Annotated in this window: 19 protein-coding genes and 1 pseudogene; 16 read left to right on the top strand and 4 right to left on the bottom strand. The window is 55.7% G+C overall.

The genetic code is table 11. The annotated features are described in order from the left end of the window. Positions 1–204: 204 nt before the first annotated feature. The 8 genes and pseudogenes from phnL to phnE (HA51_RS15905) all read left to right on the top strand — a co-directional run bounded on the left by phnL (position 205) and on the right by phnE (HA51_RS15905) (position 7,255). The gene (gene phnL / locus HA51_RS15940) at positions 205–909 is read left to right on the top strand and encodes a phosphonate C-P lyase system protein PhnL (RefSeq protein WP_084935600.1); all 705 of its coding nucleotides are present in this window, start codon (positions 205–207) and stop codon (positions 907–909) included. Beyond that, positions 906–2,042 (top strand): alpha-D-ribose 1-methylphosphonate 5-triphosphate diphosphatase, encoded by a 1,137-nt coding sequence (gene phnM / locus HA51_RS15935; RefSeq protein WP_084935599.1) that lies wholly within the window; start codon positions 906–908, stop codon positions 2,040–2,042. The genes phnL and phnM overlap by 4 nt, the downstream gene beginning before the upstream one ends. After that, positions 2,042–2,577: pseudogene (gene phnN / locus HA51_RS15930) on the top strand (ribose 1,5-bisphosphokinase). The gene phnM and the pseudogene phnN overlap by 1 nt, the downstream one beginning before the upstream one ends. Beyond that, positions 2,574–3,344, top strand: coding sequence for a phosphonate metabolism protein PhnP (phnP, locus tag HA51_RS15925; RefSeq protein ID WP_084935598.1), 771 nt, complete (start codon positions 2,574–2,576; stop codon positions 3,342–3,344). Before phnN ends, phnP begins: the two are co-directional and overlap by 4 nt. 79 nt (positions 3,345–3,423) lie before the next feature. Next, entirely contained in the window at positions 3,424–4,254 is an 831-nt protein-coding gene (gene phnC, locus HA51_RS15920; protein ID WP_084935597.1) for a phosphonate ABC transporter ATP-binding protein, read from the top strand. A gap of 25 nt (positions 4,255–4,279) precedes the next feature. After that, positions 4,280–5,206, top strand: a complete 927-nt coding sequence (gene phnD / locus HA51_RS15915; RefSeq protein WP_084935596.1) for a phosphonate ABC transporter substrate-binding protein — start codon at positions 4,280–4,282, stop codon at positions 5,204–5,206. 304 nt (positions 5,207–5,510) lie between these two features. After that, a complete protein-coding gene (gene phnE, locus HA51_RS15910; RefSeq protein WP_084935595.1) occupies positions 5,511–6,374 on the top strand; it encodes a phosphonate ABC transporter, permease protein PhnE in 864 nt (287 codons plus the stop codon). Then, complete coding sequence (gene phnE / locus HA51_RS15905; protein ID WP_084935594.1) at positions 6,371–7,255, top strand: phosphonate ABC transporter, permease protein PhnE; 885 nt, start codon at positions 6,371–6,373, stop codon at positions 7,253–7,255. The genes phnE (HA51_RS15910) and phnE (HA51_RS15905) overlap by 4 nt, the downstream gene beginning before the upstream one ends. Here the strand turns inward: phnE (HA51_RS15905) and HA51_RS15900 are convergent. Next, on the bottom strand, positions 7,209–9,797 hold the full coding sequence (locus HA51_RS15900) for an ATP-binding protein (protein ID WP_084935593.1): 2,589 nt from the start codon (positions 9,795–9,797) through the stop codon (positions 7,209–7,211). The genes phnE (HA51_RS15905) and HA51_RS15900 overlap by 47 nt on opposite strands. Before the next feature lie 146 nt (positions 9,798–9,943). Here HA51_RS15900 and HA51_RS15895 point away from each other — a divergent pair, with 146 nt between their 5' ends. The 6 genes from HA51_RS15895 to HA51_RS15870 all read left to right on the top strand — a co-directional run bounded on the left by HA51_RS15895 (position 9,944) and on the right by HA51_RS15870 (position 16,237). Next, positions 9,944–11,449: a sugar ABC transporter ATP-binding protein gene (locus tag HA51_RS15895; protein WP_084935592.1), complete on the top strand. Its 1,506-nt coding sequence runs from the start codon at positions 9,944–9,946 to the stop codon at positions 11,447–11,449. Between the two features lie 10 nt (positions 11,450–11,459). Then, positions 11,460–12,443, top strand: coding sequence for an ABC transporter permease subunit (locus HA51_RS15890; RefSeq protein WP_084935591.1), 984 nt, complete (start codon positions 11,460–11,462; stop codon positions 12,441–12,443). 195 nt (positions 12,444–12,638) lie between these two features. Then, positions 12,639–13,577, top strand: a complete 939-nt coding sequence (locus HA51_RS15885) for an ABC transporter substrate-binding protein (protein WP_084935590.1) — start codon at positions 12,639–12,641, stop codon at positions 13,575–13,577. A 50-nt stretch (positions 13,578–13,627) separates the two neighbouring features. Then, a complete protein-coding gene (locus tag HA51_RS15880; protein ID WP_084935589.1) occupies positions 13,628–14,311 on the top strand; it encodes a D-lyxose/D-mannose isomerase in 684 nt (227 codons plus the stop codon). Positions 14,312–14,322: 11 nt separating this feature from the next. After that, positions 14,323–15,183, top strand: coding sequence for a ketose 1,6-bisphosphate aldolase (locus HA51_RS15875; protein ID WP_084935588.1), 861 nt, complete (start codon positions 14,323–14,325; stop codon positions 15,181–15,183). Between the two features lies 1 nt (position 15,184). Next, the gene (locus HA51_RS15870) at positions 15,185–16,237 is read left to right on the top strand and encodes a carbohydrate kinase family protein (protein ID WP_084935587.1); all 1,053 of its coding nucleotides are present in this window, start codon (positions 15,185–15,187) and stop codon (positions 16,235–16,237) included. Here HA51_RS15870 and HA51_RS15865 read toward each other — a convergent pair. Both HA51_RS15865 and HA51_RS27115 read right to left on the bottom strand, forming a co-directional pair. Further along, positions 16,174–16,920 carry a response regulator gene (locus tag HA51_RS15865; RefSeq protein WP_084935586.1) on the bottom strand — a complete coding sequence of 249 codons (747 nt, stop codon included), beginning with the start codon at positions 16,918–16,920 and terminating at the stop codon, positions 16,174–16,176. The two genes, HA51_RS15870 and HA51_RS15865, sit on opposite strands and share 64 nt — an antisense overlap. A gap of 52 nt (positions 16,921–16,972) precedes the next feature. Then, positions 16,973–17,110: a hypothetical protein gene (locus tag HA51_RS27115; protein WP_158087376.1), complete on the bottom strand. Its 138-nt coding sequence runs from the start codon at positions 17,108–17,110 to the stop codon at positions 16,973–16,975. A 227-nt stretch (positions 17,111–17,337) separates the two neighbouring features. Between HA51_RS27115 and HA51_RS15860 the strand changes: the two genes are divergently transcribed. Further along, positions 17,338–18,636 (top strand): NCS2 family permease, encoded by a 1,299-nt coding sequence (locus HA51_RS15860; protein ID WP_245840229.1) that lies wholly within the window; start codon positions 17,338–17,340, stop codon positions 18,634–18,636. Positions 18,637–18,893: 257 nt separating this feature from the next. Continuing rightward, on the top strand, positions 18,894–19,529 hold the full coding sequence (locus tag HA51_RS15855) for a hypothetical protein (protein WP_245840228.1): 636 nt from the start codon (positions 18,894–18,896) through the stop codon (positions 19,527–19,529). 48 nt (positions 19,530–19,577) lie between these two features. On the opposite strand, the gene HA51_RS15850 is transcribed toward HA51_RS15855, so the two are convergent. Beyond that, positions 19,578–21,026, bottom strand: a complete 1,449-nt coding sequence (locus HA51_RS15850) for an AMP nucleosidase (RefSeq protein WP_084935584.1) — start codon at positions 21,024–21,026, stop codon at positions 19,578–19,580. Positions 21,027–21,364: the final 338 nt, after the last annotated feature.

Below are 21,364 nucleotides of genomic sequence, written 5' to 3'. Positions count from 1 at the left end.
CATTTATGGCGTAATGCCGCTCACTTAAGCCAATGAGCGCGTATTTAACCCGGTACGCATGAATGCGCACCCTACGAAAAGCGCATCGAACAATGTCTGGGCGTCATTACAAGCACCGAACAATTGAGGGGGCGTGATTAAACGCACCGAGCAATGTAGGGGCGCCATTTATGGCGACCGCTAATTAAATATCAGGACATCAACATGCAACCTTTATTGCGCGTAGAGAAACTCAGCAAAACCTTCGTGCTGCACAACCAAAGCAGTGCGGCGCTGCCGGTATTAGAAGATGCCAACCTTGAAGTGTGCGCGGGCGAATGCGTGGTGCTGCACGGTCGATCAGGTAGCGGAAAATCGACGCTGCTGCGTGCACTGTACGGCAACTATCAAGCCAACAGCGGCCACATTTGGCTGCAACATCAGGGTGAATGGATCGACATGGCGCAGGCACCGGCTCGCCAGATTCTGGCGATTCGCCGAGAAACCGTTGGCTGGGTCAGCCAGTTCTTACGTGTTATCCCGCGTGTGCCAACGCTGGAAATCGTCATGCAGCCGCTGCTAGAGCGCGGAGTGGATCGCGCTTTTTGCGAGAAGCGCGCTAAAGACCTGCTGACACGGCTGAATGTGCCCGAGCGTTTGTGGTCACTCGCGCCATCCACCTTCTCTGGGGGTGAACAGCAACGCGTGAACATCGCGCGGGGCTTTATCGCTGATTATCCGGTGCTGCTGCTGGATGAACCCACCGCATCACTCGACAGCGCCAACAGTGCCGCGGTGGTGGAGTTGATTGAGCAAGAGCGTGCCCGTGGCGCCGCTATCGTAGGTATTTTCCATGATGAAACGGTGCGCGAACGCGTTGCCGATCGCCTGCACGTGATGCAGCCGGTGAAAACAGGAGCAGAAGCATGATCGTCAATAATGTCCGTCTGGTGCTTGAACATGAAGTGGTAGCCGGTTCGCTGGAGATCCGCGATGGCCGTATTGCGAGTTTCAGCGACAGCCCAAGCCAAATGCCGGGTGCATTGGATGGCGAGAGCGCTTTCCTGCTGCCGGGCTTGGTTGAGCTGCATACTGATAACCTTGATAAGTTTTTTACGCCGCGTCCGAAAGTGGATTGGCCAGCCCACTCGGCGATGAGCAGCCACGATGCACTGATGGTCGCCAGCGGCATTACCACGGTGCTGGATGCGATTGGGGTGGGCGATGTGCGCGATGGCGGTCATCGCCTCGAGAACCTGAGCAAGATGATCAATGCGATTCAAGACAGCAACCGCAAAGGGATTAACCGGGTCGATCACCATCTGCATTTGCGCTGTGAGCTACCACACAACACCACGCTGCCGCTGTTTGAAAAGCTGATGAGCACGCCGGAGTTGTCGTTGGTCTCGCTGATGGATCACTCACCGGGCCAACGTCAGTACGCCTCGCTGGAGATGTATCGCACCTATTATCAAGGCAAATACTCACTGAATGATGAGCAGATGGATCAGTTCGAGCGTGAGCAGTTGGCGCTGGCCGCCGAGTTCTCCACGCCTAACCGCAACGCCATCTCTGGCCTGTGCCGCTCGCGCGGTATTCCGATCGCCAGCCATGATGATGCCACAGCAGAGCACGTTGCCGAATCGCATGAGGTGGGCAGCACCATTGCTGAATTCCCCACCACGCTTGAGGCGGCACGGGCATCACGCGAGTGCGGTATGCAGGTGTTGATGGGCGCACCGAATATTGTGCGTGGCGGTTCGCACTCCGGCAACGTGGCGGCATGGGAGCTGGCCAGCCATGGCCTGCTGGATATTCTGTCATCCGATTACTATCCGGCGAGCCTTCTGGATGCGGTGTTCCGCCTGGTAGCGGATGAGCGTAACAGTCTGACGCTGCCGCAAGCTGCCGCGCTGGTCACCCGCAACCCGGCACGCGCGATTGGCTTGCACGATCGCGGTGTGATTGCTGAAGGCATGCGTGCCGACCTGGTGCTGGCGCATACCGAGCATGGACATCCACACATTCGCCACGTCTGGTCGCAGGGCAGGCTGGTGTTCTAATGGCGCGCCTTATCTGGCTAACCGGGCCTCGGGCTCGGGTAAAGACAGTTTGCTCAATGCGCTGCGTGAGGTGCCGCCGGATAACTTGGTGATCGCCCATCGCTACATTACGCGCCCGGCCGATGCCGGGGGCGAAAACCATGTGGCGCTGAGTGAAACCGAATTTCGGCGGCGAGAAGCGCTGGGGTTGTTTGCCATTAGCTGGCAGGCACACGGGCTGTATTACGGACTGGGAGAAGAGATCGATCACTGGCTGGCGCGGGGTTTGAATGTGCTGGTCAACGGTTCACGTCTGCATCTGCCGATTGTTGAGCAGCATTACGGCGCACAGCTGTTGCCGCTGGTGCTACAGGTCTCACCTGCGGTACTGGAAGCGCGCTTGCGACAGCGTGGACGTGAAAGTGAAGGGGAGATTAGCCAACGACTGGCGCGTGCGGCAGAACCGCTGCCGGCGCATTGCCATCCGCTCAATAACGATGGTGCACTGAGCGACACGCTCGATAAGCTGCGCCAGCTGCTGGAGCATCCACCATGAAACTCACTTTTCTCGGTACTGGCGGCGTGCAGTCTGCGCCGCTGTTCGGTTGTGGCTGTTATGCCTGTGAGCGTGCCCGCCTCGAACCCCGCTTTGCCCGTGCGGCCACCAGTGCACTGATCGACACCGGCAGCGAGCGAATTCTGCTGGATGCCGGTCGCCACGATCTGCATCAGCGTTTCCGCCCTGGTGAATTAAGCCGAATATTGCTCACCCATTTTCATATGGATCACGTGGCGGGATTGTTCAGCCTGCGTTGGGGATTGGGCGAGCCGATTCCGGTGTGGGCACCGCCGGATGAGAGGGGCTGTGATGACCTGTTTAAGCATCCCGGCCTGTTGGATTTCCGCCCCGCGTTAACGCCTTTTGTCCCGCACAGCTTCGGGGCGTTGCAAGTGACCCCCTTGCCGTTACAGCACTCAAAACTCACCCACGGTTACCTGTTTGACTGGCACGGCACGCGGTTAGCCTGGATGTGTGATACCTGCGGATTGCCGCCGGAAACTGCAGAATTTCTTGAGGGTCAACCGCTGGACCAACTGGTGATTGACTGTAATGACCCGCCGCGAGAAACCGTGCGCAATCATAACGATGTGACGCGCGCATTGCAGATTATTGAACAGCTGGCACCGCGCCAGGCATGGCTGATTCATCTGAGTCATGAGATGGACAGTTGGTTACTCAATAATCACTTACCAGACAATGTGCTGGCGGCGTCTGATGGCCAAAGCATCACGGTTGGTTCTGCCCACGCTGTCACTGTTTAATCATTTTACTGTCATCAAGTCTTCATCGGATTTGCCCGTAATAACGGGCAATCAAGACCTCAGAGAGATGGAGTGCATCATGGCACAGGCATTACTGAAAACCATTATCGACAATCCTTACGTTCCACACGCCGGCCAAGGCAACAAGGTGCTGTCGGTGCAGGGACTGTGCAAAGCGTACGGCGAAAACCGCGTACTGGATAATGTCAGCTTCGATCTGCATGCGGGCGAGCTGGTGGCCGTGATTGGTCGCTCTGGCGCAGGCAAATCGACACTGTTACACATGCTCAATGGCACCATCAGTGCTTCACAGGGCGCGATTCTCAGCAATCGTCAGGGTGAAGTGGATCGCGATGTGGTGACGCTGAACAGCCGTCAGATGCGCGAATGGCGCAGCGAATGCGGCATGATCTTCCAGGATTTCTGTCTGGTGCCGCGCCTTGATGTACTGACCAATGTGCTACTGGGTCGTTTGAGCCAGACCTCGACGCTGAAATCCTTCTTCAAAGTGTTCTCCGAAGCTGACCGTGCGCGGGCGATAGAACTGCTGCAGTGGATGAATATGCTGCCGCAGGCGTTACAGCGTGCTGAAAACTTGTCGGGCGGACAGATGCAGCGTGTGGCGATTTGCCGTGCCCTGATGCAGAACCCACGCATCCTGCTGGCGGATGAGCCGGTGGCCTCGCTCGATCCGAAAAATACCAAACGCATCATGGATGTGCTGCGTCAGGTGAGTGAGCAGGGCATCAGCGTGATGGTCAACCTGCACTCGATTGAATTGGTGAAGCAGTATTGCACCCGTGTTATCGGCATTCAGCGCGGCAAAGTGCTGTTTGACGGACATCCTTCTGCGTTGACCGACGGCTTGCTGCACGAGCTGTACGGCGACGAAATTAACCAGCTCCACTAACTCCACGGCAAGAGAAAAAACACGAATGAAACTGACCTCTTTAGCTTTATTGACTGTTGCAATGACTTTTGGCGTTAACGCAGCGGATGCGCCTAAAGAATTAAATCTGGGGATTTTGGGTGGTCAGAACGCCACTCAGCAGATTGGTGATAACCAGTGCGTGAAAGATTTCTTCGACAAAGAGCTGAATGTCGATACCAAAATGCGCAACTCGTCTGACTACTCAGGCGTCATTCAGGGTCTGCTGGGTAACAAAATTGATATGGTGCTGAGCATGTCTCCGGCATCTTACGCTTCAGTTTATCTGCAGAACCCGAAAGCGGTAGACGTTGTAGGCATCGTGGTCGATGACAAAGACGGTTCACAGGGTTATCACTCGGTGGTGATCGTGAAAGCCGACAGCCCGTACAAAAAACTGGAAGACCTGAAGGGCAAATCTTTCGGCATGGCCGATCCAGATTCGACTTCTGGCTTCCTGATGCCAAACCAGGCGTTCAAGAAAGAGTTCGGTGGCACCGTTGATGATAAATACAACAACACCTTCTCTAGCGTGACCTTCTCTGGTGGCCACGAGCAGGACATCCTCGGCGTGTTGAACGGCCAGTTCGAAGGCGCAGTGACCTGGACCTCATTGATCGGTGATTACGACAAAGGTTACACCTCAGGTGCCTTTGGACGCATGATGCGTATGGACCAGCCTGACCTGATGAAGAAGATCCGCATCATCTGGCAGTCGCCATTGATCCCGAACGGTCCAATCCTGGTGAGCAATAACTTACCCGCTGACTTCAAACAGAAGCTGGTGGCGGCGATCAAGAAGTTGGATAAAGAAGACCACAGTTGCTTTATTAAAGCGGTGGGCGGTGCCCAGCACATCGGTCCAGCCACAGTCGCTGATTATCAGAACATCATCGATATGAAGCGTGATCTGATGAAAGGTTCGCGCGGTTAATTTAGCTGGGTGCGGTTATCGGAAGCGGTGCGCATAAATGCGCACCCTACGTGATAACGCCTTTGTAGGGTCGCCATTTATGGCGACCTTGCCAAATATTGCACCCGTCTGATGACGCCATTTATGGCGACCTGGCCAAATATCGCAGCGGTTTGATGACGCCATTTATGGCGACCTGGTCAAATATCGCACCCGTTTGATGACGGAATTTATGGCGACCTGGCCAAATATCGCACCCGTTTGGTGACGGCATTCATGGCGACCTTTTCACATCTGCACCATCTCTTACCACAGGACATCCCCCTTGACCGATTTCGAACACTACTACCAACGCATCCGTCGCCAGCAAAAGCGCGATACTGTGCTCTGGTCGCTGCTGTTGGTGGCGCTCTATCTCGCTGCGGGCAAGATGGCGGAATTCAATCTGCTGACCGTCTGGCAATCACTGCCACACTTTTTTGATTACATCGGCGAAACCGTCCCGGTGCTGCATTGGTCGGTATTGTTCGCGGATGTGAAAACCGAAGGCTCCCTGGCGTATTGGGGCTACCGCTTGCACTTCCAGCTACCGCTGATCTGGGAAACCCTCCAGCTGGCGCTGTCATCGACCATCGTTGCGGTGATGATTGCCGGCGTGCTGGCGTTTTTTGCCGCCGATAATACGCAAACGCCACGTAGCGTCCGTATGGCGATCCGCGCCTTTGTGGCCTTCCTGCGTACCATGCCCGAGCTGGCGTGGGCGGTGATGTTTGTCATGGCCTTTGGGATCGGGGCGATTCCCGGTTTCCTTGCGCTGGCCCTACACACCGTGGGCAGCCTGACCAAACTGTTTTATGAATCGATTGAGAGCGCGTCGGACAAGCCGGTGCGTGGCCTCGCCGCCTGCGGAGCCAGTAAGTTACAGCGGATGCGCTTCGCCTTCTGGCCGCAGGTGAAACCGACGTTCCTTTCTTACAGCTTTATGCGTCTGGAAGTGAATTTCCGTTCTTCCACCATTCTTGGATTGGTAGGGGCGGGCGGTATTGGCCAAGAGCTGATGACCAATATCAAACTGGATCGTTACGATCAGGTCAGCATCACGCTGCTGCTGATTATCGTGGTGGTGTCGCTGCTGGATACGGTTTCTGGTTGGTTGCGCCGTCGCGTGGTGGAAGGAGAAGTAAGATGATCGCATTAGCCCCAGATGTGGCGAAACTGAAACAGGAACATCCTGCACTGTTCGCTGCACAACATCGTTATCTGCGCCGCGTGGCCATCGTGGCTATCGCCATCGTGCTGTACTATTTGTTCTTCTTTGAATTCTTCGGCATTGAATGGAGCCGTTTCATCATTGGCTGCCAGCAGCTTGGCCGCTACTTCCTGCGTATGTTCGTCTGGCAGGATTTTATGAACTGGCCGTTTGCTTACTACTTCTCGCAGATTGGCATCACGCTGGCGATTGTGTTTGCCGGTACGTTGACCGCTTCGCTGATCGCATTACCCGTGTCATTCCTCGCGGCACGTAATGTGATGCACGATCCCATTACGCGTCCGATCTCTCTGGTCGTCCGTCGCCTGCTGGATATCATGCGCGGTGTTGATATGGCCATCTGGGGCCTGATCTTTGTGCGCGCCGTCGGTATGGGACCGCTGGCAGGGGTACTGGCTATTGTGGTGCAGGATGTGGGTTTGCTCGGCAAGTTGTATGCGGAAGGGCATGAAGCCGTTGAGCGTTCGCCCAGCCGTGGACTCGGTGCGGTAGGGGCCAACAGCTTGCAGAAGCATCGGTTTGGCATCTTCACACAGTCGTTCCCCACGTTCCTGGCACTGAGCCTGTATCAGATCGAATCCAACACCCGTTCTGCGGCGGTGCTGGGTTTTGTTGGGGCGGGCGGTGTCGGCTTGGTGTACGCCGAAAACATGCGCCTGTGGAACTGGGATGTGGTGATGTTCCTGACCATTATTCTGGTTGGCGTGGTGATGATCATGGATGTCATCTCCAGCAAGCTGCGTAAGCGCTATATCACGGGGAAACCGTTGCCGTTGTGGCAGCCTGCCGTGCGCGACTGAGCCGTTCGCTGCGTTGCCAGGCGCGGTCGAGCGCCTGTGCCAACTGCGCCTGCTGCCAGGGTTTTGCCAGCCGTTCACACATGGGTAATGTCACCTGGCTCTGGCGCAAATCCTGTCCGCTGATCAAAAGCGTGGCCAGCGTCGGCCACTGCTGTTGGGCTTGACGTATCACATCAGCACCGTTAAGCGCGCCGGGTAGCATCAAATCACTGATCAGCAGTTCGATATCTGGCGTTTGACGCAGCAGCGTGAGCGCAGATTCACCATCGGCACACTCCAGCGTCAGATATCCGAGTTGATGCAGATGCTCACATAACGTCTGTCTCACCGCGGGTTCGTCATGCAGTACCAGCACCAGTCGATCACTGCTGGCACCTGGCGTAAACGTCGGTAGCGCCGCGGGCATCGGTTGTGCCGCTTCCGGGGCGCGCGGCAACATCAGACGCACGGTGGTGCCCTGACCGGGCGCGGTTTCAACTTCAATTTGCCCACCGGACTGCCGCACAAAGCCGTACACCATCGACAGTCCCAGTCCGCTGCCGCTGCCGGTCTCTTTGGTGGTAAAGAAGGGCTCAAATACCTGTTCCCGCACCTCTGCGGACATACCACAGCCATGATCGATCACCTCGATGGTGACGCGATCGCGCTTACCTTTGCTCTCTTGGGTGCGTTGATTCCAGATGCGCAGGCGGATTTCCCCGCTCTGTTTCTCCATCGCATCACGCGCATTGACCACCAGGTTCATTAACGCATTTTCCAGTTGCCCGGCATCAATCCACGCGGGCCAGCCGGGGCGCTGCGCATCGACGACCAATTGCTGGCCCGGCAGCAGCGAGTGCTGCAATAACGAATGGAGGTTATCGACCAGTTCAACCACCGACACGGCCCGCGGATAGAGAGCCTGTTTCCGCGAAAATGCCAACAGCCGTTGCGTCAACTGTGCCGCGCGGTCAGCCGCTTGACGCGCACGTTCAACTCGGCTGGCGAGAGTGCCAGGAGGCAGCTGATCAACGGTGAGCGCCAGGCTGCCGATGATCACCGCAAGAAGATTATTGAAGTCGTGCGCGATGCCACCGGTCAGTTGACCAACGGCTTTCATCTTTTGGCTGTGTAGCAACGCCTCTTCCAGCGCTTTACGCGTGGTGCGCTCCAGCACGGTATTCACCATACCTCGGCGTGGCACCGGGCTGAAACGCAGCTCCAGCGTGCGGCCATCCGGCAGGCGCACCTCTTGTGCGTCATGAAGACTGCTCAATTGAACATCCATGCGTGCCAGCAGACGCTGATAATGCAAGCCGCGATGCAGGTCGCGCGGGGCAATGCCGAGCAGTTCGGCATACTGCGCGTTCCACACCACCAGTTGCCCACTGTTATCGAACAGCGCAAAGCCATCGCGCATCGCCAGAAAGGTCGATTCTAGCTGGTTGCTTTTTTCTTTTAATAAACGGGAGGTATGTGCCAGTGAGGCAGTATTACGTGCGAACACGTTAAATGCGCGCGCCAAATCGCCCAGCTCATCACGCCTTGCCAAACCCGGTACATTAACGCTTTTTTCGCCCTGCGCCAGCCGGGTCATGGCATGTGCAATCGCGGTCAGACTTGACCCCAAATTTCGGTAGATGTAGTACCCGGCATATCCGGTTATCAGCAGCGCCAGCAGCATAAACAGCCCGATAAAGCCGATGATGGAATCCAGTTCTTGATGGGTTACCGCGCTGCGTGTCTCGCTCTGTTGCGCGACAAGCTGCACATAATGGTTGATGTCGCCATTAAGCATCGCTACCAGCGCTTTGATGCGATAGGTGGCGTAGGCAATGGCAATATCACTCTGCTCCAGCTGGTCTGCCACGGGCTGCAAGTTGCGTGCGGTGTCGACCAATCGATCACGCTGCATCGCCAGTGCGTCCTGCAACGGCAAAGCAGACCAGATCGGCAGTACCTGTTGCAGCTGCTGCTCAGCAGCTTGTGGCGCGGTGGATTGAATCGCCACCTGCAACAGGGCGTCCGTTTGCTGGCGCAGCGGCAGAAAAGAGGCGTCACTCGCGAGCGTATTAATACGATTCAGCAGCAGCTGGGCTTGCCACAAACCGCTCAACATCACATTGCGTTGTAAATGGCGCTGATGACCTTCTCGCAACAGCTGATTGATGCTCTGCTCCAGCATCTGGCTACGCTCGCGAATGTTTGCTAGCAGTGCCGGTTGCTGCGCGGCTAACGGCGCGTTAGCGAGCATGGTCAACGATTGTTGCAGAGCGAGTTGGGTTTGCTGCAAGCGCGCCGATTCGCTTTGATACTCCAGCGCGCCCACCACTTGTGCCAGCCGCACGGCGGCAGTGGCGACATTGGCGGTATCACGAGCCAGCGCCAGACTGCCGTTCATATCGGCTAACGTTTGCGCCTGTGCCTGTTCCTGAATGTGACCGGCGTGGCGAAAACCAAAAATAGCCACCAGACTCACCGCCAACGTCACGCTCACCACCAGCAGATTAAACAGCAGCAGGCGACCTCGCGCGCCAGCGTGCCAGTGCAGACTCTGACTCATTTGCGGCACCTCCTTACCCCTCAACTCCCGGCGAGTATAGAAGCGCGGTCCAGGCGCAATATGACAAATATGAATGGCCGCTGACATTTTCCATTTATCTGGCGTTGCAACACTCGGCTACATCAACGGGCAGCGGGAGTTTGGCGATGGCGGCGACACCGATATTAGAAATGCGCGAAATCACCCGACGCTTCGGCAGCTTTTATGCGCTGAAGGGAGTGGATCTCACCGTATGGCCTGGTGAGGTGCATGCGCTGATGGGAGAAAACGGCGCCGGAAAAAGCACCCTAATGAAGATTCTGGCCGGTGCCTATACCGCCAGCAGCGGGGAAATTCTTATCGACGGTCAACCCTATGCCATTAAAGGCCCGAAAGAGGCGCTGGCGGCAGGGATCACCTTGATCTATCAGGAGATCAATCTGGCACCCAATTTGACGGTGGCGGAAAACATTTTTCTCGGCAGCGAGATCACCCGGGGTGGGTTGGTGAAACGTCGGCAGATGGCGGAAGAGGCACAGTTGGTGATTAACCGCCTTGGCGCACAGTTTAGCGCCACCGATCTGGTGAGCCGACTGAGTATCGCTGAGCAGCAGCAGGTGGAGATCGCCCGTGCATTGCATCGCAACAGTCGCATTCTGGTGATGGATGAACCCACCGCGGCTCTGTCGAATCGTGAAACAGAACAGCTGTTTGCCCTGATCAAACGGCTGCGCAGTGAAGGTATGGCGATCATCTACATCAGCCATCGCATGGCCGAAGTGTATGAACTTTCCGATCGCGTCAGCGTGCTGCGTGATGGCCAATATGTCGGCAGCCTCACGCGTGACCAGCTGAATGCCAGTGAGCTGGTGCGCATGATGGTAGGACGCCCCCTCAGCGACTTGTTTAACAAAGACCGCAACATCCCGTTTGGCGAAATTCGTTTGGCCGTTAATCACCTGACCGATAACCGCAAAGTGCATCCCAGCAGTCTGGCCGTGCGCGCGGGTGAGATTGTCGGTCTGGCCGGTTTGGTTGGCGCAGGGCGCAGTGAGTTGGCGCAGCTGATTTTTGGCGTGCATCAGCCAAAAGGCGGCGAGATCTGGATCGACGGGGAGAAGGTGAAAATTCACTCCCCGCGTGACGCGATTGCGCGCGGCATTGGCTTCCTGACAGAGAACCGCAAGGAGCAAGGCTTGTTCCTGGAGCTGGCGGCGCAGGAAAACATTGTGATGGCAACCATTGAGCGTGATGCCAGCTACGGCCTGCTTAATCGGCGGAAAGGACAGAAGATCGCCAGCGAGGCTATCGAATCGCTGAATATCCGCGTGCCGCATGCGCAGGTGCGCGCAGGGGGCTTATCGGGCGGCAATCAGCAGAAATTGCTGATATCCCGCTGGGTGTCGATTGCTCCGCGCATCTTGTTGTTGGATGAGCCGACGCGCGGTGTGGATGTCGGCGCCAAGAGTGAAATCTACCGCATGATGAACCAGATGGCGCAGCAGGGCGTGGCGATTTTGATGATTTCCAGTGAGCTGCCAGAAGTCGTTGGCATGAGCGATCGCGTTTATGTGATGCGCGAAGGCAGCATTGCCGGAGAGTTAAGCGGTAAAGAGATTAGCCAGGAAAACATTATGACACTGGCCACCGGCGCGCAGCCGGTTCAGGCCTGAGGAGACCGATATGACCAGTGAACCGGCACGTATGAAAAGCCCCACGCTCAAGCGGGCATTAATGAGCGATCTGCTGCAAACGGTAGGTATTCTGCCGATTCTAATCCTGATTGTGGCGGTATTTGGCTTTGTGACGCCGAACTTTTTTACCGAAGCCAATCTGTTGAACATCACGCGTCAGGCATCGATCAATATCGTGCTGGCAGCGGGTATGACCTTCGTGATTCTGACCGGCGGGATTGATCTGTCGGTGGGTTCGATGCTTGGCACCACGGCGGTAGTGGCAATGGTGGTGTCGCTCGATCCCGCCTTTGCCGGTTTAACCATTCCGGCGGCCTTGGGCGCGGGTCTGATCATGGGGCTGTTTAACGGCGTGCTGGTGGCGTGGGCCGGGCTACCGCCGTTCATTGTCACGCTGGGTACCTATACCGCGTTGCGCGGGGCGGCTTACTTATTGGCGGATGGCACCACGGTCATCAACTCTGACATCAACTTTGAGTGGATAGGTAATGGCTATCTCGGGTCGGTGCCATGGCTGATCATTATTGCCTTCGCAGTGATTGCGCTGTGCTGGTTCATTCTGCGCCGTACCACCTTGGGAGTGCACATCTATGCGGTGGGCGGCAATGTGCAGGCAGCACGTCTTACTGGGATCAAAGTCGGCATGGTTCTGGTGTTTGTCTATGCCATGAGCGGCATGTTGTCAGGCTTAGGTGGATTGATGAGCGCCTCGCGTCTTTACAGCGCTAACGGCAACCTGGGTGTGGGATATGAGCTGGATGCCATTGCGGCGGTGATTTTGGGTGGCACCAGTTTTGTCGGCGGCATTGGCACCATCACCGGCACCCTGATCGGCGCACTGATTATCGCCACCCTCAACAACGGCATGACGCTGATGGGCGTCTCTTACTTCTGGCAGTTAGTGATTAAGGGCGCGGTGATCATTATCGCTGTGCTGATCGATAAGTACCGTACGCGGCATCACCTAAGTTAACGGGCTTTTTGACTGGCCATTTTGCCGCCGGGCAGTACTCGCAGTACTTAAGTACGCTGCGCTTGCTGTGCGCTGGCCGTAGGCAAACGGGCTGCAACAGTCACGCTCTTCGATTCGACGCATTACAACAGGTTGTCACATCACGGCGATCTCCTCGATCGTCAGCATAATCATAAAAGCAGGAGAACATCGACTATGCGTTTTAATCCGATTATTACCGGACTGCTGGCGGCCACGTTGTTGAGTGCGCCTCTGGTACAGGCCAAAGAGCTGAAATCCATTGGTGTGACGGTCGGCGACCTCGCCAACCCGTTCTTCGTGCAGATCACTAAGGGTGCGGAGCTGAAGGCGCGACAGCTGGCGGGTGACAAGGTGAATGTAACGCTGGTTTCCAGTGGCTACGACCTCGGCCAGCAGGTAGCGCAGATTGATAACTTTATTGCCGCAAAAGTGGACATGATCATCCTTAATGCCGCTGACTCTAAAGGCATCGCGCCAGCGGTAAAACGTGCGCGTGACGCCGGTATCGTGGTGGTGGCGGTTGACGTGGCCGCCGATGGCGCAAATGCCACCATCACTTCAGATAACACCCAAGCGGGTGCCATGGCCTGTAAATACATCGCTGACCGCCTGAAAGACAAAGGCAATGTGGTGATCATCAACGGACCGCCGGTATCTGCGGTGCAAAACCGTGTCGAAGGCTGCATGACCGAGTTGAAAACCCATCCGGATATCAAACTGCTGTCCTACAACCAGAACGCCAAAGGCAGTCGCGATGGCGGGCTGGAAGTGATGACCGGGCTACTGTCTGCCAATCCGAAGATCGATGCGGTGTTTGCTATCAATGATCCCACGGCGATTGGTGCAGATCTGGCGGCTAAACAGGCACAGCGCAGTGAATTCTTTATTGTCGGCGTGGATGGATCACCTGACGGTGAAGAGGCGCTGAAACGTAAAGGTTCTCTGTTTGTTGCAACGCCAGCGCAGGACCCGCAGGTGATGGCGGCAAAAGCGGTGGAGATTGGCTACGACATCCTGCAAGGCAAACCGGCACCCGACAAGCCAGTGCTGATCCCGGTGACCATGATCGATCGTAATACGGTGAGCAGCTACAAAGGTTGGACGGTGAAATAACACGACATTCTGGCGGCGGCCAGCGGCCGCCTCAACATGTGGAGGGAGTCATGCATCGATCCGAAGTGAACGCCATTCTGCAACTGACCCGCGAATTTTTTATGCGCCAGGATGTCCATCTGCCACCCTGGGCAGATTACGGTCTTAGCCAGTGGCGTGCGCTGGATAAAAGCCGTGCGGAAGAGCTGCTGACGCTGCATCTGGGCTGGGATGTCACCAGTTTTGGCGCTGACGATTTCTCTCAGATGGGCTTAACCCTGTTTACTCTGCGTAATGGGTCACGCGGCGGGCAGCCGTGGGGCAAACCCTATGCCGAAAAGATCATGCACGTGCGGGAAGGGCAGGTTACGCCAATGCATTATCACCCGCAAAAAATGGAAGACATCATTAATCGCGGGGGTGGCAATTTAATAGTCACGCTGCATAACCGCGCGGGCGACCAGTTGGGTGCGTCACCGGTGAACGTCACGCTGGATGGTGTTCAGCAAACGCATGCGGCGGGTTCGCAGTTGCGCCTGTCGCCGGGCGAAAGCGTCACCCTGGTGCCAGGCATTTGGCACAGCTTCTGGGGCGAAGAGGGCTACGGCGACGTGCTGGTCGGTGAGGTTTCGATGCCCAATGATGACGAGCATGACAACGTCTTTCTCACCCCGCTGGCGCGCTTTAATCCGATTGAAGAGGATGAGGCGCCGCGCTGGTTGCTGTGTAACGAATATTCCCGCTGGCTGGCATAAAGGAGCGCACCATGGCACTGATTTCTCTGGCGCAGGGCTTGGCCCACGCGCAGCAACATCAATACGCGCTTGGCGCATTTAACGTGTTGGATACCCACTTCCTTCGCGCCTTGTTTCAGGCGGCGGAGCAGCAACGCTCGCCTTTTATTATCAACATCGCGGAAGTGCATTTTAAATATATCAGCCTGGAACATCTGATTGCGGCGATTCGCACCGAAGCGGCTCTGCATGACATCCCTGTGGTACTCAATCTCGATCACGGCTTGCATTTCGAGGCGGTGATGCAGGCGATTCGTCTCGGCTTTACTTCGGTGATGTTTGATGGCTCAACCCTGAGCTATGAGGAGAATGTGCGCCAAACGCGGGAAGTGGTAAAAATGTGCCACGCTATCGGTGTGTCGGTGGAGGCGGAGCTGGGTGCCGTTGGCGGCGATGAAGGCGGCGCGCTGTTTGGCGAGGCTGACAGCAACAAGTTTACCGATCCGACATTAGCGGCTGAATTTGTGCAATCAACCGGGATCGATTGTCTGGCCGTGGCGATTGGCAACGCCCATGGCAAATACAAAGGTGAGCCGAAACTCGATTTTGATCGCTTAGCAGCGATTCGCGCGGCTGCTGGCATTCCGTTGGTGCTGCACGGTGGATCGGGGATCAGCGATGCCGATTTCCGTCATGCCATCAGTCTGGGTATTCACAAAATCAATTTTTACACCGGCATGTCCCAAGCGGCGTTGGGCGCGATTGAATCGCAGATTACGCAGCGCGATGCTCGCTACGACTCCTTTGCCGAGCTGCTGATGGCGGTGGAACGCGATATCGCCAACGTAGTGGCGCAGCAGATGCAAGTGTTTGGCAGCGCTGGGAGGGCCTGAGATGGCGCAACGCAACGGCATTCTCGGCGCAGGCAGCATGCTGGTGGATCACGTACAGCGTATCAGCCACTGGCCCGAGCAAGGTTGGCTGGCCGAGATCCTCCATAGTGAGAAATGCAGCGGTGGTGCCGCGTTGAATGTTTTGTTCACCTTGGCGCGCATGCAGGTAAACCTTCCCCTTGCCGGTGTCGGAATGATTGGTGAAGACAGTGACGGTGAGTACATACTGCAATTGCTGGATGAGCATCGGGTTGATCGCCAGTTTGTGCAACGTACTGGTAGTGTGACCACGGCAATGACGCAGGTGATGACCACGCCAGATGGGCAACGCACTTTCTTCCATGCGCGTGGGGCTAATGCGCAGCTTGATCTGCCCCATTTTTCGGAGCTGGCGACATCACACCGTATTTTCCATCTTGGTTATTTGTTGTTGCTTGATAGTCTGGATCAACCCGACGACGTTTATGGCACGCGCAGCGCCAGACTGTTAGCAGAGATGCAGCAACGTGGCTATCTCACCTCGCTGGATCTGGTGTCACGCGCGGGAGAGTATCGTCCGTTGGTCTTGCCGGCATTGCGCTGGCTTGATTATCTGGTGATCAACGAGCTAGAGGCGCAATCGCTTACGGGCATAGCCCTGCGCAACGAAAATGGGTTGGCTGCGTCAGACGCTTTTGCGCAAGCGGCGCAATGGCTGATTGAGCAGGGAGTACGGCAACGTGTGGTGATTCATGCGCCGGAAGGGGCTTGGGGTCAGGAAGGTGCGGCAGAAGGTTTCTGGCAACCTGCGTGGTGCCTCACGCCCGATGAGATTATTGGCAGCGTTGGTGCGGGTGATGCCTTCTGTGCTGGCGTGTTGTATGCCAGCCACGAAGGCTGGTCAATGTTGGAGACGCTGCAGCTGGCACACACCTGCGCGTGTTTTAATCTGCATGCAGCAAACGCGCTGGACGGCACGCGGCCATTGGCCGAGATGCAGCGCTGGATGAATCAGGCGATTTGTGTTTCTCGTGATGCTGAAGCAGGGCGCATCACATCGGCAGAAAAAACATAACCCAGACCACGGATGGTGCGAATCAAACTGGGTTGATGCGGATTGGCTTCAATCTTCCGACGCAGGCGCATAATCAGCACATCAATGGTGCGATCAAACACTTCAAGGCTTTCACTGTGCGTTAGCTCCAGCAGTTGATCGCGAGTCAGCACTTTGCGTGCGTGGCACACCATGGCACGCAGTAACGTATATTCACCTTGGGTTAAAGGCACGCTCTCCCGCTGCGGATTGAACAGCTGGCAGCGGCTATCATCCAGGCGCCAGCCGTTAAATTGCCACCCCTCATCGTGCTGTAGTTCAGGTTGCGCCAGACGTCCACAGCGGCGCAGTGCGGCGCGCGCGCGCGCCACCACCACACGCGGGTTGAATGGCTTAGCGATATAATCATCAGCCCCCATTTCCAGCCCTACCACCATATCCGCTTCCGATCCCATTCCTGTCAGCATGATCACCAGCAGATCGGGGCGCTGGCGTTGCATATGTTGCAGCACCAGCAAGCCGTTGGTATCCGGCAGCATCATATCCAGCATCACCAACGAGATTTCCGGATGGAGACTGAGCAGCGCCAGCGCATCTTTGCCCTGGTGACAGCTGTAGACGGTAAACACGTGTTCACTTAATACATCGTGCAGCAATTCACACACGGCACGATCATCATCAACGACCAAAATCGCGGGCTTCATTGCACAGTCTCTTATGTTGCGAAAGGGTTAAAAGCAGTGTAACCCGATGTTTTTAAGCTGCTGCGGCATGCTGCAGAAACGTGAGCGCCATCGCCAGGCAGAGTGCGAAAGCGTGCGTTGCCGCAATATTTTCTGCTACGACCATTGACGGCAGGGAAAACGATTGCGCGGCAATAGTGCAATGCACCATAATCGCGCCTCATTCTGGTTCGGAATTATCTTAACCGACACGCTATTCGTAAACGTAAACGATTGCATACGGTGATGGCATAGCTATTGCTATATGGACAGGGGAAAGCGGAAGGTGCTCTTGCCTTACGTCCGGCTTAAATCGCTTTCATCAAAAATATAACTAGTGTTTCAACCACATTGGCAAGAGAGAACGTGCATCCGTGCCGTCTCCGCTCATGAGAGATGATGATGTTAGAAAAACTCTTCAAACTTAAGGCGCACAACACCACCGTGCGCACGGAAATCATTGCGGGTATCACGACCTTCCTGGCCATGGCCTACATTCTGTTTGTTAACCCGAGTATTCTCGGTGCAACCGGTATGGATAAAGGTGCGGTGTTTGTCGCAACCTGTTTGGCTGCGGCGATTGGCTGTGTGCTGATGGGCTTGATCGCAAACTATCCGATCGCATTAGCGCCGGGTATGGGCCTCAACGCGTTCTTCACCTACACCGTCGTTTTGCACATGGGTTACACCTGGCAGATCGCACTGGGTGCGGTGTTCCTTTCCGCAGTGATTTTCTTTGCGCTGTCGATATTCAAAATCCGTGAGTGGATTATTGCCAGTATTCCGCTGCCGCTGCGTGCAGGTATTGCTGCAGGTATCGGCTTGTTCCTCGCGCTGATTGCACTGGAAGGCGCGGGTATCGTTGTTGATAACCCGGCGACGCTGGTGGGCTTGGGCGATCTCACTAAACCGGGTCCACTGCTGGCGCTGTTAGGTTTCTTCATTATTGTGGCACTCGAAGCGCGTCGCGTGACTGGCGCGGTGCTGATTGGCATTCTGGTGGTGACCTTTATTTCGATGGGTATTGGCCTGACGCCATTTGGTGGGGTGTTCTCTGCTCCGCCATCAATCGCGCCAACCTTTATGCAACTGGATATCGCCGGTGCCTTCAACGTCGGCTTGATCAGTGTGATCTTTGCCTTCCTGTTTGTGGATGTGTTTGATAACACCGGCACACTGCTGGGTGTGACCAAGCGAGCAGGTCTGGCCGACGAGCAGGGCAACGTGCCGAAAATGGGCCGTGCTTTGATCGCTGACAGTGCTGCTGCCCTGTTTGGCTCTTTACTGGGCACTTCAACCACCACCAGCTATGTGGAATCGGCGGCGGGCGTGAGCGCCGGTGGACGTACCGGCTTGACGGCGATTGTCGTGGCGGTGCTGTTCCTGCTGAGCCTGTTCTTCTCACCGTTGGCGGGCAGTGTTCCGGTATATGCAACGGCACCCGCATTGCTGTTTGTCGCAGTGCTGATGGCATCTGGTCTGGCTGAAATTGACTGGAAAGATATCACCACTGCTGCGCCGGTAACGGTAACGGCATTAACGATGCCACTGACCTACTCGATTGCGAACGGTATCGCATTCGGTTTCATCACCTGGACGGTGGTTAAACTGCTGAGCGGTCGTACTAAAGAGATCAATGCTGCACTGGTGATTCTCTCGATTCTGTTTGTGATCAAACTGGGCTGGCTGAGCGCCTAAGTTCGGGTTTACGGAAGCCCGCTCGGGCTTCCGTGTCTTCTGTTACATCCCCGCAATGATTTTCTATGCGATGTCTCGCAATCCTTCTCTGACGCTTCTTTTGTTATTACTCGGCCGGTTTTAACCTGCGCGGCGTATGGATGCCTGCCTGATCTTTTTTGCCGTGAATGGCGGGTTCGTGGAATGTTTAATCGGCTCGAATCTGTTTCACTAGGCGGCAAGGTGAAGAGATAGCCGGGACTATCTGGAGGTGTGTAATGGAATACGCCATGCGTACTGCCCCGTTTCTTCCACCACTTATCTACGTCGTCAGGAATATCGGAGATTCAAAAATGGAAGAGTTAACTCAACGAGTCGGGTTGCTGGAAAAAACTACGCATCAAATTCAACAGGATGTTGCCGTCCTCACCGCGCGATCCGAGAATTTTGCGACCAAAGCTGATATCGGCACTCTGCGTACCGAACTGCTGGGGGAGATGGGGAAATCGGAAAAGCGTACCGACTGCAAGTTCGAAAAGATGGCGCTGCATTTCGACGACAAGCTAGGAAATATGGCGCTGCACTTTGACGACAAACTGGGGAAAATGACGCTGCATTTCGACGAAAAACTGGGAAAGATGGCGCTGCACTTCGACGATAAGCTGGAGAGAATGGAAGTACGCATCGACGATAAGCTGGAGAAAATGGAACTGCGTATCGATGATAAGTTGGACAAAATGGAACAACGTCTCGATGTAAAGTTTGAGCGCATGGATGAAAAATTTGAGAAAAAGTTTGTCCGGATTGATGAGAAATTTGAAAAGCTGAATGACAGACTGACCTGGTCCATTATGGTGCCCGCCATTCTGGCTGTGCTGGCCTGGTTTGTGAAGGACCTGCTGGTAAAAGTTTGACCTGTAGTTCAATCTAATTCCGGCCCCACTGGGACCGGAATTCAATCTTTACCTGAACGGTGGTTCATTAAAGGTGCGTAATTTCCTTGAATGTAACTTATCGCCCTCAGCACGCAGCAGCTCAACCGCGCAGATGCCGATCTGCAAATGCTCAGAAATCGCGCCTTCATAGAAGCGGTTCGCCTGGCCCGGCAGTTTAATTTCGCCGTGCAGGGGCTTATCCGAGACGCACAGTAAGGTACCGTAAGGTACACGGAAGCGATAACCCTGCGCAGCGATAGTGGCGCTCTCCATATCCACCGCCACAGCACGGCTTAGGTTAAAGCGCAACGCAGAAGCGGAGTAACGCAGTTCCCAGTTGCGATCGTCGGTGGTGACCACCGTGCCGGTACGCAGACGCTGTTTGACCTCTTCGCCTGGCATGCCGCTGACGGCTTTGGTGGCGTCATACAGCGCACGCTGCACTTCAGCAATGCTTGGAATCGGGATGTCCGGCGGCAGTACGCTATCTAACACATGGTCGTCGCGCAGATAGGCATGAGCCAGCACGTAGTCACCTATGGTTTGGCTTTCACGTAGTCCGCCGCAGTGGCCAATCATCAACCACGCGTGTGGACGAATCACTGCAAGGTGGTCGCAAATGGTTTTAGCATTAGACGGGCCCACACCGATGTTCACCAGCGTGATGCCGCGACGGTTGGGTGAGGTGAGGTGCCAGGCCGGCATCTGATGTTTCTTCCATGCGAGGTCGGACATCATGGCAGTAGGATCTTGCGTATCCGCAGTGATCACCACATCGCCGGCGCAGGCGAGGCTGTCATAGGGGGTATTGGGGTCTTGCACTTGTTCGATCGCCCAACGCACAAACTCATCGACATATCGAGTGTAGTTAGTGAACAGCACAAACGGCTGGAAGTGCTCTACCGCCGTGCCGGTGTAATGACGCAGACGTGCGAGAGAGAAATCGGTACGCAGCGCATCAAAGTGCGACAGGGGGAAAAGGGCATTGGCATGGAACAGGCCATCTGCGGTTTCATCACCAATCTGCGACAGTTCAGTGGTAGGGAAGTGGCGCGCGATGCTGGCACTCATCGAGCGGTCCAGTGACAATCCATCAATCACGTACGGATAAGGGATCTCTTGCTGCGAAGGACCCACTTCGACCAACACATCGTACTCTTTTTCCAGCATCTGCAACTGTTCACTTAAATAGTGACGCAGTAGCGCTGGGCGGGTGATGGTAGTGCTGTAACTGCCGGTGTGCGTGAAACGTCCCCAGGCGCGCGTGCGATTTTGCTGCGGACCTTCACCCAGCCAGGTGATGCGCAGTTCAGGATAAACAAATAGACCGTTTTGACGCGCCTGTTCATCAGGCAGCGTGCCTTGGGTGGTGAAATCGCGAATCGCGTTGCGCAGAGCTTCTACCGCACTTTCATACAGGCGCTCTAATTCATCCAGTGCCTGCTGGCTACTCAATCCGTTCCGTTGCGTATTCATGGGTTCTCCTTTCAGGAAACATGGACCGATTTGACCTGAGCATAGCGGATAAACACATCGGAACGATGAAGAATCTGTGATCGACCGCATTCTGCACCATCACGGTGCTGGTGCGCAGCGTAACTCTGGCTATGTTTATGATTAGCAGGGATGTCACCACGCGCCTCGTCTGCCCTGGCGCGATGCCACTGCAAAAAGCTGCCACCGACCGTCTTCTTTGGCGAGTTTCTTGCTTGATCCTATACCGTGGTCACCCTCCGACCACATTACGTGCTGCAAAAGTTTCAGAAATTGATTTCTCCCAGGCCGTGGTATGGCTCCGTTCCTGACCCGTTGAG

Source organism: Pantoea rwandensis, from assembly GCF_002095475.1.
Taxonomy (GTDB): Bacteria; Pseudomonadota; Gammaproteobacteria; order Enterobacterales; family Enterobacteriaceae; genus Pantoea; species Pantoea rwandensis.
Note: the sequence above shows the minus strand (reverse complement) of the source record. Positions and strands in the feature narration are given on the sequence as shown.

What these genes read in the sequence shown, in the direction of transcription:
- HA51_RS15885 (WP_084935590.1), top strand. Translation starts at nt 12,639, where the DNA reads ATGCGTTTTAATCCGATTATTACCGGACTGCTGGCGGCCACGTTGTTG.
- HA51_RS15870 (WP_084935587.1), top strand. Translation starts at nt 15,185, where the DNA reads ATGGCGCAACGCAACGGCATTCTCGGCGCAGGCAGCATGCTGGTGGAT.
- HA51_RS15890 (WP_084935591.1), top strand. Translation starts at nt 11,460, where the DNA reads ATGACCAGTGAACCGGCACGTATGAAAAGCCCCACGCTCAAGCGGGCA.
- HA51_RS15855 (WP_245840228.1), top strand. Translation starts at nt 18,894, where the DNA reads ATGGAATACGCCATGCGTACTGCCCCGTTTCTTCCACCACTTATCTAC.
- HA51_RS27115 (WP_158087376.1), bottom strand. Translation starts at nt 17,110, where the DNA reads ATGGTGCATTGCACTATTGCCGCGCAATCGTTTTCCCTGCCGTCAATG.
- HA51_RS15900 (WP_084935593.1), bottom strand. Translation starts at nt 9,797, where the DNA reads ATGAGTCAGAGTCTGCACTGGCACGCTGGCGCGCGAGGTCGCCTGCTG.
- phnM (WP_084935599.1), top strand. Translation starts at nt 906, where the DNA reads ATGATCGTCAATAATGTCCGTCTGGTGCTTGAACATGAAGTGGTAGCC.
- HA51_RS15850 (WP_084935584.1), bottom strand. Translation starts at nt 21,026, where the DNA reads ATGAATACGCAACGGAACGGATTGAGTAGCCAGCAGGCACTGGATGAA.
- phnP (WP_084935598.1), top strand. Translation starts at nt 2,574, where the DNA reads ATGAAACTCACTTTTCTCGGTACTGGCGGCGTGCAGTCTGCGCCGCTG.
- HA51_RS15880 (WP_084935589.1), top strand. Translation starts at nt 13,628, where the DNA reads ATGCATCGATCCGAAGTGAACGCCATTCTGCAACTGACCCGCGAATTT.
- HA51_RS15865 (WP_084935586.1), bottom strand. Translation starts at nt 16,920, where the DNA reads ATGAAGCCCGCGATTTTGGTCGTTGATGATGATCGTGCCGTGTGTGAA.
- phnE (WP_084935594.1), top strand. Translation starts at nt 6,371, where the DNA reads ATGATCGCATTAGCCCCAGATGTGGCGAAACTGAAACAGGAACATCCT.
- phnD (WP_084935596.1), top strand. Translation starts at nt 4,280, where the DNA reads ATGAAACTGACCTCTTTAGCTTTATTGACTGTTGCAATGACTTTTGGC.
- HA51_RS15895 (WP_084935592.1), top strand. Translation starts at nt 9,944, where the DNA reads ATGGCGGCGACACCGATATTAGAAATGCGCGAAATCACCCGACGCTTC.
- HA51_RS15875 (WP_084935588.1), top strand. Translation starts at nt 14,323, where the DNA reads ATGGCACTGATTTCTCTGGCGCAGGGCTTGGCCCACGCGCAGCAACAT.
- phnL (WP_084935600.1), top strand. Translation starts at nt 205, where the DNA reads ATGCAACCTTTATTGCGCGTAGAGAAACTCAGCAAAACCTTCGTGCTG.
- phnC (WP_084935597.1), top strand. Translation starts at nt 3,424, where the DNA reads ATGGCACAGGCATTACTGAAAACCATTATCGACAATCCTTACGTTCCA.
- HA51_RS15860 (WP_245840229.1), top strand. Translation starts at nt 17,338, where the DNA reads ATGATGTTAGAAAAACTCTTCAAACTTAAGGCGCACAACACCACCGTG.